Here is a 13127-nt window from a genome sequence, read left to right as displayed (position 1 = left end):
GTCCCGGCCGCCGTCAGCCGCTCGCCAGCGAGCCGACGATGGAGGCCCGGGCCGCCCGGCGGGCCGGCAGCACCGCCGCGAGGACCCCGGCCAGGCCCGACAGCGCCATGAACGCCAGCACCTGCAGGACCGGCACCTCGAAGTAGACGTCCTCGGTCAGCGCGTGCGCCGCCGCCCAGGCGTAGACCACCCCGAGCACGACGCCGACCAGGGCGCCGATGAGACCCAGGATCAGCGCCTCCACCGAGAGCATCCGCCGCAGCTGGGGCCGGGTCAGGCCCAGCGCCCGCAGCAGCGCCGACTCCCGGGTCCGCTCGTGCACCGACAGCGACAGCGTGTTGGCGATGCCCAGCAGCGAGATGAGGACCGCCAGGCCCAGCAGGCCCGTGATGATCATCAGCATCATGTCGAGCGCCTCGTCGAACTCGCCGCGGATGTCCGTCGAACTGGCGACCTTCGCCGTCGGGTACGGCTGCGCCGCCGCGTCCACGGCCGCCCGCGCCCGCTCCAGCGCCACCCCGTCCCGGGCGTTCACCATGATCTGGCTGTCGCCCAGCGCGCCGAAGTAGCGGTCGAAGTCCCGCTCCGGCACGGTCACCGCGGACAGGCTCACGTCCGCCGCGTCGAACAGCGCCACCACCGTCAGCTCGACGGTCCCGGCCTCCTTCGTCTCCACCGGGATCCGGTCGCCGGCGCCGACCCCCAGATCACGCGCCGCGTGCTCGGCCAGGATCGCCGTACCCGGCTTCAGCAGGTCGATCGAGCCCGAGGTCAGCTCCGGCCGGAAGCCCGCGGACGCGGTGAACGTGCCGACCTCGAACTCCGCGCCCTTCCCGCCGACCTCCGCCCGGGTGCCGCGCAGCGCGAGGACCGACGTCAGCTCCGGCCGCGACCGCAGGTCCTGGGCCAGCGCCCGCGGCAGGTGCGCGTTCCAGTCCTGCGGCTGGACCATGTAGTCCACCGGGAACTGCTCGTCCAGCTTCGCGGAGTACGTCGCCTGCAGGGTGCCCGTCACCACGGCGATCAGCGTCATCAGCGTCACGCCCACCGTCAGCGCCACCGTGGTGGTCGCCGACCGCTTCGGGTTGCGGTGCGCGTTGTCCGTGGCGAGCCTCCCCGGCACCCCGAAGAGCCTGCCCGGCAGCCAGCCCACGAACGCGCTCAGCGGCCGCACCAGCACCGGGCCCAGGATCAGCACCGCCAGGAACACCAGCGCCCCACCGGCCATCACCGTGAACAGCGCCGCCTCCCCGGCGTCCATGACCAGCCCCATGGCCGTCACCCCCGCCCCCGCCAGCAGGAACAGCGCGGCGAAGACCGTGCGGATCACGCCCGCCCGGAAGGTGTGCTCCTCCACCTGCGTGCGCAGCGCCGCGATCGGCGCGACCCGCGTCGCCGAGCGCGCCGGCAGCAGCGCCGCGCCCACGGTCACCACGACCCCGATGACCAGCCCCAGCGCGATCGTGCGCGGAGCCAGGGACACCGCGGCCGACGGCAGCGGCGCGTCCAGCGACCTCAGCACGGCCAGCGCCGCCGCACCCAGGCCGTAGCCGAACAGCAGCCCCAGCACCGAGGAGAACAGCCCCACCACCGCCGACTCCAGCAGGACGGAGCCGAACACCTGCCGGCGCGTCGCGCCGATGCAGCGCAGCAGCGCCATCTCCCGCGTGCGCTGCGCGACCAGGATGTTGAACGTGTTGTAGATGACCAGCGCCGCCACGAACATCGCCACCACGCCGAACAGCAGCAGACCCATCATGATCATCTGGTTGTCGGCGCCGTTCGCCTCGGCCATCTCCGCGGCGTACGCCTCACCGGTCTTGACCGTGAACCCCTCACCGAGGGCGGTGGCGACCGCGTCGCGCAACCCCTCCTGGCTCACGCCCTCGGCGGCGAGGGCGTCGATCTCGCGGAAGCCCTTCTCCCCGGTCATCTCCATCGCCGTCTCGGTGGTGAACCCCACCGCACCGGCGAAGGCGAGCTCCTGGTCCAGCCCGGCGTCGAACAGACCCACCAGGGTGAACTCGTGCCGGACCTCCTCGGAGTCCAGCACCGCGACGGTGTCGCCCACCGCGAAGCCGTACCGCTCGGCGGTGTTGTCGTCCAGTACGGCCTGCCGCCCGTCCGCGGGCGCGGCGCCGCTGGTGATCACCGTGCGGTTGAGCTCACCCGAGGGGATCGAGATGCCGCTCGTCGGGAAGTCGCCGGCGGCCTTGCCGTCCTTGCCGAGCAGCACGGCCGTGCCCCGCACCAGCCCCTGCGCGTCGGCGAGCCCGTCCACCCGGCGGATCTCCGCCAGCGTCTCCTGCGACAGGACAGGCCGCTCGTCCCCGCCCCGCCCCTCGTCGGCCGGGAACACCGCGACGTCGATCCTGTCGCCCGCCGCGGCGAACTTCTCCGTGTACCCCGCCTCGATCGTGTCGGTGAGCACGAACGTGCCCGCGATGAAGCCCACCCCCAGCGCGATCGCCAGGGACGTCAGCAGCAGCCGCAGCCTGTGCGCCCGCAGCCCGGCCAGAGTCGTCCGCAGCACCGTCACGCCTCCAGCTTCATCAGCGTGTCCAGCACGCCCTGCGGACTCGGCCGGTCCAGCTCGCTGACCAGCTCGCCGTCGCGCAGGAACACCACCCGGTCGGCGTAGGACGCCGCCACCGGGTCGTGGGTGACCATCACGATCGTCTGCCCCAGCTCCCGCACCGACGCCCGCAGGAACGACAGCACCTCCGCGCCGCTGCGCGAATCCAGGTTGCCGGTCGGCTCGTCGGCGAAGATGACCTGCGGCTTGCTGATCAGCGCCCGGGCCACCGCCACCCGCTGCTGCTGGCCGCCCGACAGCTCCGTCGGCTTGTGCCCCAACCGGTCGCGCAGCCCCACCGTCTCCACGACCCGGTCGAACAGGACCTGGTCGGCCTGGCGGCCAGCGATCTCCAGCGGGAGCCGGATGTTCTGCTCGGCGGTCAGCGTCGGCAGCAGGTTGAACGCCTGGAAGATGAAGCCGATCCGCTCACGCCGCAGCAGCGTCAGCTGCTTGTCGTTCAGACCGGTCAGCTCCACGTCCCCGATGTGCACCTGCCCGCCGCTGACCGTGTCGAGCCCCGCCAGGCAGTGCATCAGCGTGGACTTGCCGGACCCCGACGGGCCCATGATCGCGGTGAAGGCACCGGTCGCGAAGGAGACGTCGACCCCCCGCAGGGCGTGCACCGCCGCGTCCCCCTGCCCGTAGACCTTCGTCAGCCCCCGGGCCACCACCGCGGGCGCCCCGTTCCCCCGCGCGTTCCACGCGCCCACCTCTCCGGTGACGGTCATGTCGTTCTCTCCTCGGCAGTCAGTGCGTTTCACCGGGGAAAACGCTATTGCCGGGAAAGTTCCGATCCATCGGACCAGCGGACGGACCTGCCCTCAGCCGAAGGGCCACGCGGGGCGGGGCGGTGCGACCCCCGCAGTAGAGCCCCCATCGGCCATTCGGCCGATGGCACCCGCCGCACCGCCCGCGAGACGACAGCACCGCCCGCGAGGTGACGCCCGCCGCCCGTGGGTGCGGCCGCGCGGTCCGCGGGGCGCCGCCCCGCCCGCCGTACCGGCCCGCCGGGCGTCGCCTCACCGCACCACGGAATACCGCAGGTGCGTCACCCCGGACGACCCCGCCACCCGGGTGCTCTCCAGCGGGATGAACTCACCGCCGAGGTTCTCCAGCAGCCGCAGGCCGCGCCCGATCAGCACCGGCGCCACGTGCAGGTCCAGCTCGTCCACCAGCCCCGCCGCGATCGCCTGCTGCGCCACGCTCACCCCGCCCGCGATCAGCACGTCCCTGCCCTGCGCCGCCTCCACGGCCTGCTTGACCGCGCTCTCGAGCCCGTCGGTGACGAACGTGTAGCTGGTCCCGCCCTCCTTGACGACCCGCTCCTGCTCCCGGTGCGTCACGATGAACACCGGCGCGTGGAACGGCGGGTTCTCCCCCCAGTGCTCCACCCCGAAGTCGAACATGGTGCGGCCCATCACCTGGGCCCCGATCCGCCCGTAGGACTCCGCCCACAGCTCGGAGTCGGCGTCGTCCCGCCCGCCTTCCATGCCCTGGGCGGCCCGCCAGCTCCTCAGGTCGAACACCCAGCCGAGGACCTTCTCGTGGACCGGCCACCAGTCCGCCTCGTCCGCACCACCGGCGATCCCGTCCAGCGATACCGACATGCCCACGATGACCCTGCTCATTCTGGTCTCTCCTCCTCACGGCCCCTCAGGAGAGGGGCTCCGAACCGCTCTGTCGCCAACGAGTCGGAGCCGGCCCCGCACCTTTGACATCCCCGCGGAGAAAAATCCGGAGGAATCCCATCCCTACAGGGGACCCCGCGCAGGAACCCACGGAGGACCCCGCGCAGAACCCACGAGGAGCCCCGGGAGCCCTCCCGCAGAACCATCCGAGGAGAGCCCGCTGAAGAGAGACCGCCGAGGGGAACCCGCCCCGGCCCGTCAGGGCCCGGAACCTAGCCCGCCGCGCCCGGAACGATCAAGCCCGTCTCGTAGGCGAACACCACCGCCTGCGCCCGGTCCCGCAGACCCAGCTTCGCCAGCACCCGCCCCAGATGCGTCTTCACCGTCGCCTCCGCCAGCTCCAGCCGCCCGGCGATCTCCGTGTTCGACAGCCCCCGCGCCACCAGCACCAGGACCTCCCGCTCCCGCGCCGTCAACCCCGACACCGCGGCCGGATCCGCCCCGCCCGGCGACGGCAGGTGCACCGCGAACCGCTCCAGCAGCCGCCGCGTCGCACTCGGCGCCACCACCGCGTCCCCGCCGTGCACCGCCCGGATCGCGCTCACCAGCTCCGCCGGCGGCACGTCCTTCAGCAGGAACCCCGACGCCCCCGCCCGCAACGCCGCGAACACGTACTCGTCCAGATCGAACGTCGTCAGGATCAGCACCCGCGGACCCCCCTCCGCCGCACAGATCAACCGGGTCGCCTCCACCCCGTCCATCACCGGCATCCGCACGTCCATCAGCACGACGTCCACAGCGGCCCCGCCGGCCCCGCCGGCCCCATCGGCCCCGCGCAGCGCCTCCACCGCCGCCCGACCGTCGGCGGCCTCCGCCACCACCTCGATGTCCGGCTGCGCCCCCAGCACCATCCGGAACCCCATCCGCAGCAGCTCCTGGTCGTCGACCAGCATCACCCGGATCACGCCGCCCGGCTCCCGCCCTGCTCGCCCACCGGCAGCCGCGCCACCACCTGGAACCCGCCCCCCGGCCGCTGCCCCGCCCGCAGGCTCCCCCCGAACACCGCCACCCGCTCCCGCATCCCGACCAGGCCGTGACCGCCCGGCCGCCCCGGCGCCGCCGCCCCCCGGCCGTCGTCGGACACCCGCACCACCAGCTCACGCACGCCGTACTCCAGATCCACCTCGGCCCGGCTCCCCGGACCGCCGTGCTTGAGCGTATTCGTCAGCGCCTCCTGGACGATCCGGTACACCGTCAGCTGCTCGCCCTCCGGCAACTCCCGCACCACCCCCGAGACCCGCACCTCCACCGGCAACCCCGACGACCGCACCTGCTCGACCAGCCCGTCCAGCTGCGACAGCCCCGGCTGCGGCGCGTACTGCTCCTCCACCGCCGCCGCCCCGTCCGTCCGCAGCACCCCCACCATCCGGCGCATCTCCGCCAGCGCCCGCCGCCCCGCCGCCGACACCGCCTGCACCGCCAGCCGCGCCTGCTCCGGATCGCTGTCGATCGCGTACCCCGCCCCGTCCGCCTGCACGATCATCACGCTCACGTTGTGCGCCACCACGTCGTGCAACTCCCGGGCGATCCGCGCCCGCTCCGCGGCCGCCGCCAGCCGCGCCTGCTGGTCCCGCTCCCGCTCCGCCCGCTCCGCCCGCTCCTCCAGGCCCTCCAGATAGCGGCGGCGCGTGTTCGCGTAGATCCCCGCGATCCAGACCGTCACCACGAACACCGACGTGCTCGCCCACGTCTCCAGATCGGGCTTCTCCGTGATCCGCCCGAACGCCAGCGCCAGCCCCAGCTCGGCCACCGCGCCCGCCGCCACCGCCCAGGCCGCCGACCGGTACGACGCCACCGCGTACATCGCGATCAACACCGACAGGTTGACCGGCGTCGCCTCCACCCCGGCCAGCCACTGCACGAAACAGACCAGCGAGACGACCGCGAACACCTCCACCGGCCGCCGCCGCCGCCAGAACAGCGGCACCACCAGCGCCGCCCCCAGCACCCAGTGCACCGCCACCGGAGGATGATCCGGATAGAGCTGCGGATACACGGTGACGAACACCAGGAAGTAACCGGAGAGCAGAAGGAACGGCACCAGCCACAGGGCGTCCACGACCCTTGAATGACACCCGCTCCAGGCACGCAGTCTGCCGAACATGACATAACCATACGTATCCGCAGATCAGCGCCCTTCCCCCGAAAGGCGGAGACCGTCTACGACTCAGGTCGCACACCGTCCGCCGCTTACACGACCCTTACGCCCCCTCCGGCACCATGGTCTCCGGGAGCACCCCATCGGGGTGAGTAAAGGGAGAGTGGTCTGTGACGGCGGATCGCAACGACCCCGGGTCGCGCGGCGAGGAGAACGGGCCGCACGACCCGGGGACCCGGGACGGAGACACCCGACGCCTTCCCGCGCAGGAACCCGCGTCCACCGGCACCGGAGCCTACGGCGGCCCCTACGCCCCCGGAGGCCCCGGCTGGAACGCCCCCGGTTGGACCCCCACCGCCTCCGGCCCGACCGCCCCCACCGCGGAACACCCCCGGCCCGGCCGCGCCGCCCGCCTCACCCGCGCCGCCCGGAGCAAACCCCTCCAGATCACCGCCGCCGCCCTCATCGGCGCGGTCATCGGCGGCGGAGCCGTCGCCGTCGTCGACGCCGTCGGTGACCGCCACCGCGACAGGGCCGCCTTCACCCGGACCGACGAACGACGCGGCGGGGACGGCGAGCGGCACGGAACCGGACACGACCGCGGCGGATGGGGCGACCGGTACGGCTACCGCAACGGGCCCGGCGGCTCCGCCGACGGATCCGTCCTCCCGGACGCCTCCGGCGGCCACCTCCCCGGCGACGGCTTCCGCGCGCCCGACGCCTGCGAACCCACCGGCGACGGCCTCCGCTGCACCCTGCCCTACCCTTAGACCGCGCTTTCCGCGGTTCCGCTCCACCTGACGGCCTGTTCCGTCATCGACGGTCACCAACAGGAGGATCTCAGAGCCTCGCACGCCAGGTGGTGTCGTCCCAAGGGTGCCCTTGCTGCCGTCCCACTCGCTGAAGGCGATCTCGTGCTCGTGTTCAGGACCACCGGGGACGGCCTCGTGTCCGATAGCGTCGCGGCGGCGCGTTCCCCGATCGCCCGGATGCGGGCGTGTGCGCGGTCGACGCGGCCTTCTGGTGGCGCGACAGGCGCGGACGGTGCCGGTGGCGCTTGAACGGCGTGCGGATCGTGCCGCCCGCGCCCTGGTACCCCCGGTCGGCGAAGACTCAGGCACCGGCGCCGGTCAGCGCGTCGACCAGGCCGGCCCGCCGGGCCGCGGTCAGATCGTGCACCGCCCCGGGCAGTGCGGGCGAGGCCCACACCAGCCGGCCCGCCGGGTCGGCGAGGAACGGGACGACCCCGTGCCGGTGATGTTTTCCGGAGGAGTACGGCGCATCGTCGGCCAGCCGGTCGATCGGAAGGAGCGCGCCGTCACCGGCGGCATAGGCCAGGCGCGAGGCCTTCTGCGCGGCGGTGTGCACGTCGTCGGCCAGGGCGGCGAGCAGGTCGACGCTCTCCTGCACGTAGCGCCAGGCGGTGGTGGTGCCGATGGCGGACCCGCCGGCCAGGCGGGCGTAGGTGTCGCCGCCCGCGCAGATGCGCCAGGACCAGGAGGGCTTGCTGCCCGGGGCCGAGGCGGCGCCAGCGGGAGCGGCGTCCGGCGCGGTGGGCGCGGATCAGGCCGGCCAGGCGGACGAGGGTGCGGCCGGCAGCGGAATCGCGGCACGGTAGGACAGCAACGAGGCTCCCGGTCGGGGTATCGGATCTTGATCGACTGCTGTCTTACCGGGAGCCTCCTCTCACCTCAACCCAGTTCCCCTTGCGCCCACGCTGATCAGTGCCGTCAGGTTGAAAAGGGCTCCTTCTCGAAGAAGGTGGCTCATGTCGCGCATTATCGTGGGTTTGGATTGCAGGTTTGCACTGATGATGCATTCCCCGGCGAGGGGGTAGCGTGTCCGGGAACTCATCCTTGTGGCCGCCGGATCAAGATCGACCGAACGTATATTTGATTGTCGTGTAGGGTCGGCGGGATTCGAACCCGCGCTGGCACGGACCTAAACCGTGTGTCTCTACCGCTGGACTACGACCCCTTGCCCTTTCCCGCAAAATTATCCGTCTGTGAATGGCAGTTCGGACAGAGAAAGCGCAGGTTCTCTTTTCTGTTGTCCAGCCAGTCGCCACTGATGTGATCAACGTGCAGTGTCAGTGGCTGACCTCGCCAGACGGGCCCGATCTTACATCCCGCGCAGCGATGTGGCACCCCGAGGGTGATCAGGCACCTCCGGAGCTGCCTGGGGCTGGGGCGAGGGCTTCCTGCGGGGAGAACGACGAGAATCTGATCGGGGCTGCGCCGATGGGTGAGGTCTGGCCTCGGCGGTGCGCCTGTCCCAGGAAGTGGGAAGTGTCGATGCCGAAGTGCTCCAGGCGCCGGCTGATGTGGGCGTGGGATCCGCCCGTCCACTTGACTCCGAGGCAGCGGAGGACGTCGGCGATGCCGCGGGAGTTGGCCGCCGCCTCGGCGAGTATTTCTGGGGTGTACTTGTATTCGGTAGGAATGCCCCAAGTCCAGGTCGGGGGAGTGACGATTCTTGCGGCATGGATAAATAGCATCAAACGGTGAAAAATGGCATCTTGCCAGGGTTTTTCGTTCTGCCGAGTCTCGGCTCGCGGAGTTGCAGCGGCTTAACGGCCGGGCCGGTCGCGGTCGGGCGGCGACCGGGTGCCCTCCATGGGGTCGGGATGGGCGGGCGGCGCCGGCGGGACGATCTGCGGCCGGTCGGCGCTCTCGGTGATGCGGCTCCGTATCCGCGTGCAGGCGTGCCGGTTGGGGCCGTCCCGCGCCACCGTGGTCGGTGCGCCCGGCTGCGGGTGTGCCATGACGGGCAGAGCCGCAGCGGACGGTCGGGACCGCGGTGGTCGCACCGGCTGAGGCCCGGTGTCTCGCCGGCGCGTCTCCGGGACCCGGCGCGGCCGCATGATCGCTGGCGTCGTGAGATCAAGGGGCGGCGGGTGTGAGCGGTGGGGGGAAGCTGAACGCGCTCGGAAGGCGTGCGAACGATGCGTGGTCACCGTCGACGCGGATCTCTCCCGCGGCGGTTGCCTCGTCGGGGTCGTGTCCGCCGTAGATCACGCGGGCGAGGGCGGTGGGAGCCCCGGTGACGACGGCGTCCGGCTGCTCGAGGGTGCCGCGTTCGACCAGGAGCGTGCCGTCCTGCAGGACCACGCGGAAGACCTCCCCGTTCATGTGCAGCTCGTAGCGCCCGCGCACGCCGCCGCGGGTGCGGTCGGGGTCGAAGAACGTGCGCAGGGACAGCAGGAACGAGGTCGCGCTCAGGTTGGCGGTGCGGTCGTGGTCGGGGGAGCGGACGGCCCACCGGGTCAGTGCTCGCACCACCGGTTCGAGTTCGTATCCCCAGTCGGTGAGTTCGTAGGCGGTCGTGCCGGCGGGTGGCGGGAGCTGGATCTTGCGGAGGACTCCGGAGGCTTCCAGCTCGCTGAGGCGCTGGGCGAGCACGTTCGTGCCGATGCCGGGCAGGTCCGAGCGCAGCTGGCCGTACCTCTTGGGGCCGAGAAGGAGTTCGCGTACCACCAGCAGTGCCCAGCGTTCTCCGATCAGGTCGAGCCCGTGGGCGGTGCCGCAGGCGTCGTGGTAGGTCCGCTTGGTTGCCATGGCGGCAGCCTACCCGCGCTACTTCTAGATTGAAAGTGGAATGTTGTCTTTCTGAAGTGCCATGCGCTACGGTGATCGCGCCGGCAGGGAGATCGGTCCCGGCACCCGAGAACGACAGCCAGACATACGGGAGACTCCGGATGCGCACTCTGATCAGCACCGCTTTCATCTCGCTCGACGGCGTTGTGGAGGCCCCGGGCGGCGAGCCCGGCCACCGGAGCTCCGGGTGGGCCTTCAAGGCCGTCGACTTCCTCCAGGAGGCGTACGAGATCAAGGACCGGGAGCAGCGGGAGGCCGCCGCGATCATGCTGGGGCGGACCAGCTACGAGGTGTTCAGCCCGGTGTGGCCGGACATGGAGGAGTTCGCCGACTACAACGCGATGCCGAAGTACGTCGTCTCCACCACCCTCACCGAGGGTGATCTGGTCTCGAACTGGGGCGAGACCACGATCCTGCGCTCGGTCGACGAGGTCGCAGAACTGAAGAAGACCGAGGGCGGCCCGATCGTCATCCACGGCAGCGCCACCCTCAACCGGAGTCTCTCGGACGCCGGTCTCATCGACCGCTACCACCTGCTCGTCTACCCGCTGCTGCTCGGTGCGGGCAAGCGGCTGTTCAGCGACACCGACAAGGACGCCCAGAAGCTGAGGCTCGTCGAGTACGAGGCCTACGCCAACGGCGTGCAGAAGAACGTCTTCGAGGTCGTCCGCTGACGCCGACGCGGGTGCGCCTCGGCACCCGGGCCGGCTGCTCCCGGACGGGGCGGCTCACGTTCCGTCCGGGAGCAGCCGGTTGCCGGGCCTCCACGGCCCGATGCCGGTCCGGGGCGGCGCCGTGGTCGCCGGATGCCCCGACCGGCCGGAGGCCGCCCGTGCGAGGTCGTCGCCGTCCTGCGGGGCCGTCGCGCCGGCCGGGCCGCATGGGGCGGGAGGGGGTCAGCCGAGGCCGAGGTCGCGGCGGAGGCGGGCCACGTGGCCGGTGGCCTTCACGTTGTAGAGGGCTTTTTCGATCTTCCCGTCGGGGTCGATGACGAAGGTGGAGCGGATGACGCCGACGGTGGTCCTGCCGTACATCGTCTTCTCGCCGTAGGCGCCGTAGGCCTTGTGCACGTCCAGTCCGCGGTCGGACAGCAGGGGGAAGGTCAGGGCGTCGTGCTCGGCGAACCTCGCCAGCTTCTCGGGGGTGTCCTTGGAGACCCCGAGCACGGTGAATCCGGCGGCGGCCAGGGAGTCGAGGCTGTCGCGGAAGTCGCAGGCCTGCTTGGTGCAGCCGGGGGTCATGGCGGCCGGGTAGAAGTACAGGATGACCCGTCGGCCGCGGTGGGCGTCCAGGGACACGGTGGTGCCGTCGGCGGCCGGGAGGGTGAAGTCCGGGGCGGCGTCGCCCGGTTCGAGTTTCGTCACGTTTCCTCCGAGGAATGGTTCTCGCCGGTCAACCTACCGGCCCGTCCGAAGTGTCGGGTGAGCTCCGGACCTGACAGACTGATCGGTGTCGAGGGCGACGAGAGGAGAGCCATGGCGGAGACCGATCCCGCGGAGCTGGAGCGGCGGATCGAGCGTACGCGCGCGGAGCTGGCCCGGACGGTCGACGAGATCGCGGACCGGGTGCGTCCGAGGAACGTCGCGCGGCGGACCGTCGCCAGGATGGAGGCGAACGCCAAGCAGTTCGTCATGTCCGTGGGCGACCGGATCGGTGACGCGGTGGGGGCGCCGACGGGCGCGCCGCGTGCGGCCGGGCCGGAGGGCGGGTCCGAGGAGCTGTGGGAGGAGCCGCCGCCGCTGGCGCCGGTGCTGGTCGGGGTGGGCGCGGTGCTGGTGGTCGGCGCGGTGGTCCTGCTGGTGCGGCGGCGCCGCCGCGGGTGAGGGCCGCGGCCGCCGGGGCGGGCGGCCGCCGGGGGTGGTCAGAGGAAGGTGCGGCCCTCGCCGCGGTAGGTGGGGACCTCGTCGACGACGCGGTCGCCGTCGACGAGGTGGAGGGCGGCGAAGCGTTCGCACAGTTCGCCGGCCTTGGCGTGGCGGAACCAGACGCGGTCGCCGGGGCGGAGGTCCTCGGCGGCCTGGCCGGTGAGCGGGGTCTGGACCTCGCCGGCGCCTTCGCGGGGGTCGTAGCGGAGGCCGGCGGGCAGGTAGGGCTGGGGGAGGCGGTCGGGGCCGGGTGCGCCGGAGGCGGTGTAGCCGCCGCCGAGGACGGTGACGGTGCGCGGGGCGGGGCGGCGGACGACGGGCAGGGCGTAGAGCGCGGCGGGGCGGCCGGTGAAGCCGCGGTAGAAGTCGAACAGGCGGGGATGGTAGAAGCCGGAGCCGGCGGTGAGTTCGGTGACGGCCTCCTCGCGGGCGGTGGTGTCGAGGCTGCCGGTGCCGCCGCCGTTGACGAATTCGAGGTCGGCGAGCTGGCGGACGGCCTGGGTGACGCGGGCCCGGCGGGGGGCGAGTTCGCGGCGGGAGCGGTCCTGCATCCAGCGGATGGCGCGGCTCATGAGGGGGTTGCCGGGCGGGGCGTCGCCGACTCCGGCGATCTGGGCCTCGTAGGCCATGAGGCCGACGAGGCGGAGGCCGGGGCGTTTGGCGATGTCGGCGGCGAGGGCGGTGGCCTGGTCGGCGTCGCGGACGGGGGAGCGGAGGGCGCCGGCGCGGAATCCGCCGCCGAGGGTGACGTAGCCGGCGTCGATGTCGATGCAGAGGCGGATCTCGTGGCGGTCGCGGAGGCCGGCGAGGGCGGTCTCGATGAGGTCGAGGTGGCCGGGGTGGTCGACCATGAGGGTGATCTCGCGGGCGGCGCGGGGGTCGGTGGCGAGCCGGGTGAGGGCGGTGCGGTCGGTGGTGGGGTAGCCGACGAGGATGTCGCGCAGGCCGGTGGAGGCGAGCCAGAGGGCTTCGGGGAGGGTGAAGGCCATGACGCCGGTGAAGCCGTCGAGGGCGAGGATGCGTTCGAGGACGGGCCGGGAGCGGATGGATTTGCTGGCGACCCTGATGGGCTTGCCGTGGGCGCGGCGGGTCAGGGCGGCGGCGTTGCCGGTCAGGGCCGCGAGGTCGAGGACGGCGAAGGGCGGGTCGAGGTGGGCGGTGGCGTGGTCGTAGCGCCGGCGGTCGTCCATCGTGCTCCTCGGGGGTCTGCGCGGTGGGTTCACGGGCAGGATAACCACGCGCCCGATAACGTGAGTAGCTCTCACGTTAACCGGGGGCGGGTAATTTCTCGCCCAAGACCGT

Annotated in this window: 11 protein-coding genes, 1 tRNA gene and 1 pseudogene; 3 read left to right on the top strand and 10 right to left on the bottom strand. The window is 72.3% G+C overall.

Annotated features, from left to right (window positions below; translation table 11 throughout):
• Positions 1–13: 13 nt before the first annotated feature.
• The 5 genes from ABD823_RS01755 to ABD823_RS01735 form a co-directional block, all read right to left on the bottom strand.
• Entirely contained in the window at positions 14–2533 is a 2520-nt protein-coding gene (locus ABD823_RS01755; RefSeq protein WP_344855111.1) for an ABC transporter permease, read from the bottom strand.
• Positions 2534–2535: 2 nt separating this feature from the next.
• Complete coding sequence (locus ABD823_RS01750; RefSeq protein ID WP_344855109.1) at positions 2536–3306, bottom strand: ABC transporter ATP-binding protein; 771 nt, start codon at positions 3304–3306, stop codon at positions 2536–2538.
• Between the two features lie 291 nt (positions 3307–3597).
• The gene (locus ABD823_RS01745) at positions 3598–4206 is read right to left on the bottom strand and encodes a dihydrofolate reductase family protein (protein ID WP_344855107.1); all 609 of its coding nucleotides are present in this window, start codon (positions 4204–4206) and stop codon (positions 3598–3600) included.
• 272 nt (positions 4207–4478) lie between these two features.
• Entirely contained in the window at positions 4479–5171 is a 693-nt protein-coding gene (locus tag ABD823_RS01740; RefSeq protein ID WP_344855105.1) for a response regulator, read from the bottom strand.
• Positions 5168–6370 (bottom strand): sensor histidine kinase, encoded by a 1203-nt coding sequence (locus ABD823_RS01735; protein ID WP_344855103.1) that lies wholly within the window; start codon positions 6368–6370, stop codon positions 5168–5170. Before ABD823_RS01735 ends, ABD823_RS01740 begins: the two co-directional genes overlap by 4 nt.
• Positions 6371–6534: 164 nt before the next feature.
• On the opposite strand from ABD823_RS01735, the gene ABD823_RS01730 reads away from it, so the two are divergent.
• The gene (locus ABD823_RS01730) at positions 6535–7134 is read left to right on the top strand and encodes a hypothetical protein (protein WP_344855100.1); all 600 of its coding nucleotides are present in this window, start codon (positions 6535–6537) and stop codon (positions 7132–7134) included.
• A 53-nt stretch (positions 7135–7187) separates the two neighbouring features.
• Here the strand turns inward: ABD823_RS01730 and ABD823_RS01725 are convergent.
• The 3 genes and pseudogenes from ABD823_RS01725 to ABD823_RS01715 all read right to left on the bottom strand — a co-directional run bounded on the left by ABD823_RS01725 (position 7188) and on the right by ABD823_RS01715 (position 9921).
• Positions 7188–7990 (bottom strand): annotated as a pseudogene (locus ABD823_RS01725) (transposase).
• Positions 7991–8268: 278 nt separating this feature from the next.
• Positions 8269–8341: transfer RNA gene (locus ABD823_RS01720), tRNA-Leu, on the bottom strand.
• A gap of 905 nt (positions 8342–9246) precedes the next feature.
• Positions 9247–9921 carry a winged helix-turn-helix transcriptional regulator gene (locus ABD823_RS01715; RefSeq protein WP_344855098.1) on the bottom strand — a complete coding sequence of 225 codons (675 nt, stop codon included), beginning with the start codon at positions 9919–9921 and terminating at the stop codon, positions 9247–9249.
• A 140-nt stretch (positions 9922–10061) separates the two neighbouring features.
• Here ABD823_RS01715 and ABD823_RS01710 point away from each other — a divergent pair, with 140 nt between their 5' ends.
• Positions 10062–10634: a dihydrofolate reductase family protein gene (locus tag ABD823_RS01710; RefSeq protein WP_344855097.1), complete on the top strand. Its 573-nt coding sequence runs from the start codon at positions 10062–10064 to the stop codon at positions 10632–10634.
• Positions 10635–10856: 222 nt separating this feature from the next.
• Here ABD823_RS01710 and bcp read toward each other — a convergent pair whose 3' ends face one another.
• Positions 10857–11324 (bottom strand): thioredoxin-dependent thiol peroxidase, encoded by a 468-nt coding sequence (gene bcp, locus ABD823_RS01705; protein WP_344855095.1) that lies wholly within the window; start codon positions 11322–11324, stop codon positions 10857–10859.
• A 111-nt stretch (positions 11325–11435) separates the two neighbouring features.
• On the opposite strand from bcp, the gene ABD823_RS01700 reads away from it, so the two are divergent.
• Positions 11436–11783, top strand: coding sequence for a DUF3618 domain-containing protein (locus ABD823_RS01700; protein WP_344855093.1), 348 nt, complete (start codon positions 11436–11438; stop codon positions 11781–11783).
• 38 nt (positions 11784–11821) lie between these two features.
• Here the strand turns inward: ABD823_RS01700 and ABD823_RS01695 are convergent, their stop codons facing one another.
• Complete coding sequence (locus ABD823_RS01695; RefSeq protein ID WP_344855092.1) at positions 11822–13015, bottom strand: amino acid deaminase/aldolase; 1194 nt, start codon at positions 13013–13015, stop codon at positions 11822–11824.
• Between the last annotated feature and the right edge of the window lie 112 nt (positions 13016–13127).

The sequence above is a fragment of the Planomonospora alba genome (genome assembly GCF_039534085.1).
In the GTDB taxonomy this organism is placed as follows: Bacteria; Actinomycetota; Actinomycetes; order Streptosporangiales; family Streptosporangiaceae; genus Planomonospora_B; species Planomonospora_B alba.
Note: the sequence above shows the minus strand (reverse complement) of the source record. Positions and strands in the feature narration are given on the sequence as shown.

Bases quoted from the DNA above. Each gene is read 5' to 3' on its own strand.
- ABD823_RS01750 (WP_344855109.1), bottom strand. From the start codon at position 3,306: ATGACCGTCACCGGAGAGGTGGGCGCGTGGAACGCGCGGGGGAACGGG.
- ABD823_RS01745 (WP_344855107.1), bottom strand. From the start codon at position 4,206: ATGAGCAGGGTCATCGTGGGCATGTCGGTATCGCTGGACGGGATCGCC.
- ABD823_RS01735 (WP_344855103.1), bottom strand. From the start codon at position 6,370: ATGTTCGGCAGACTGCGTGCCTGGAGCGGGTGTCATTCAAGGGTCGTG.
- ABD823_RS01715 (WP_344855098.1), bottom strand. From the start codon at position 9,921: ATGGCAACCAAGCGGACCTACCACGACGCCTGCGGCACCGCCCACGGG.
- ABD823_RS01710 (WP_344855097.1), top strand. From the start codon at position 10,062: ATGCGCACTCTGATCAGCACCGCTTTCATCTCGCTCGACGGCGTTGTG.
- ABD823_RS01700 (WP_344855093.1), top strand. From the start codon at position 11,436: ATGGCGGAGACCGATCCCGCGGAGCTGGAGCGGCGGATCGAGCGTACG.
- ABD823_RS01695 (WP_344855092.1), bottom strand. From the start codon at position 13,015: ATGGACGACCGCCGGCGCTACGACCACGCCACCGCCCACCTCGACCCG.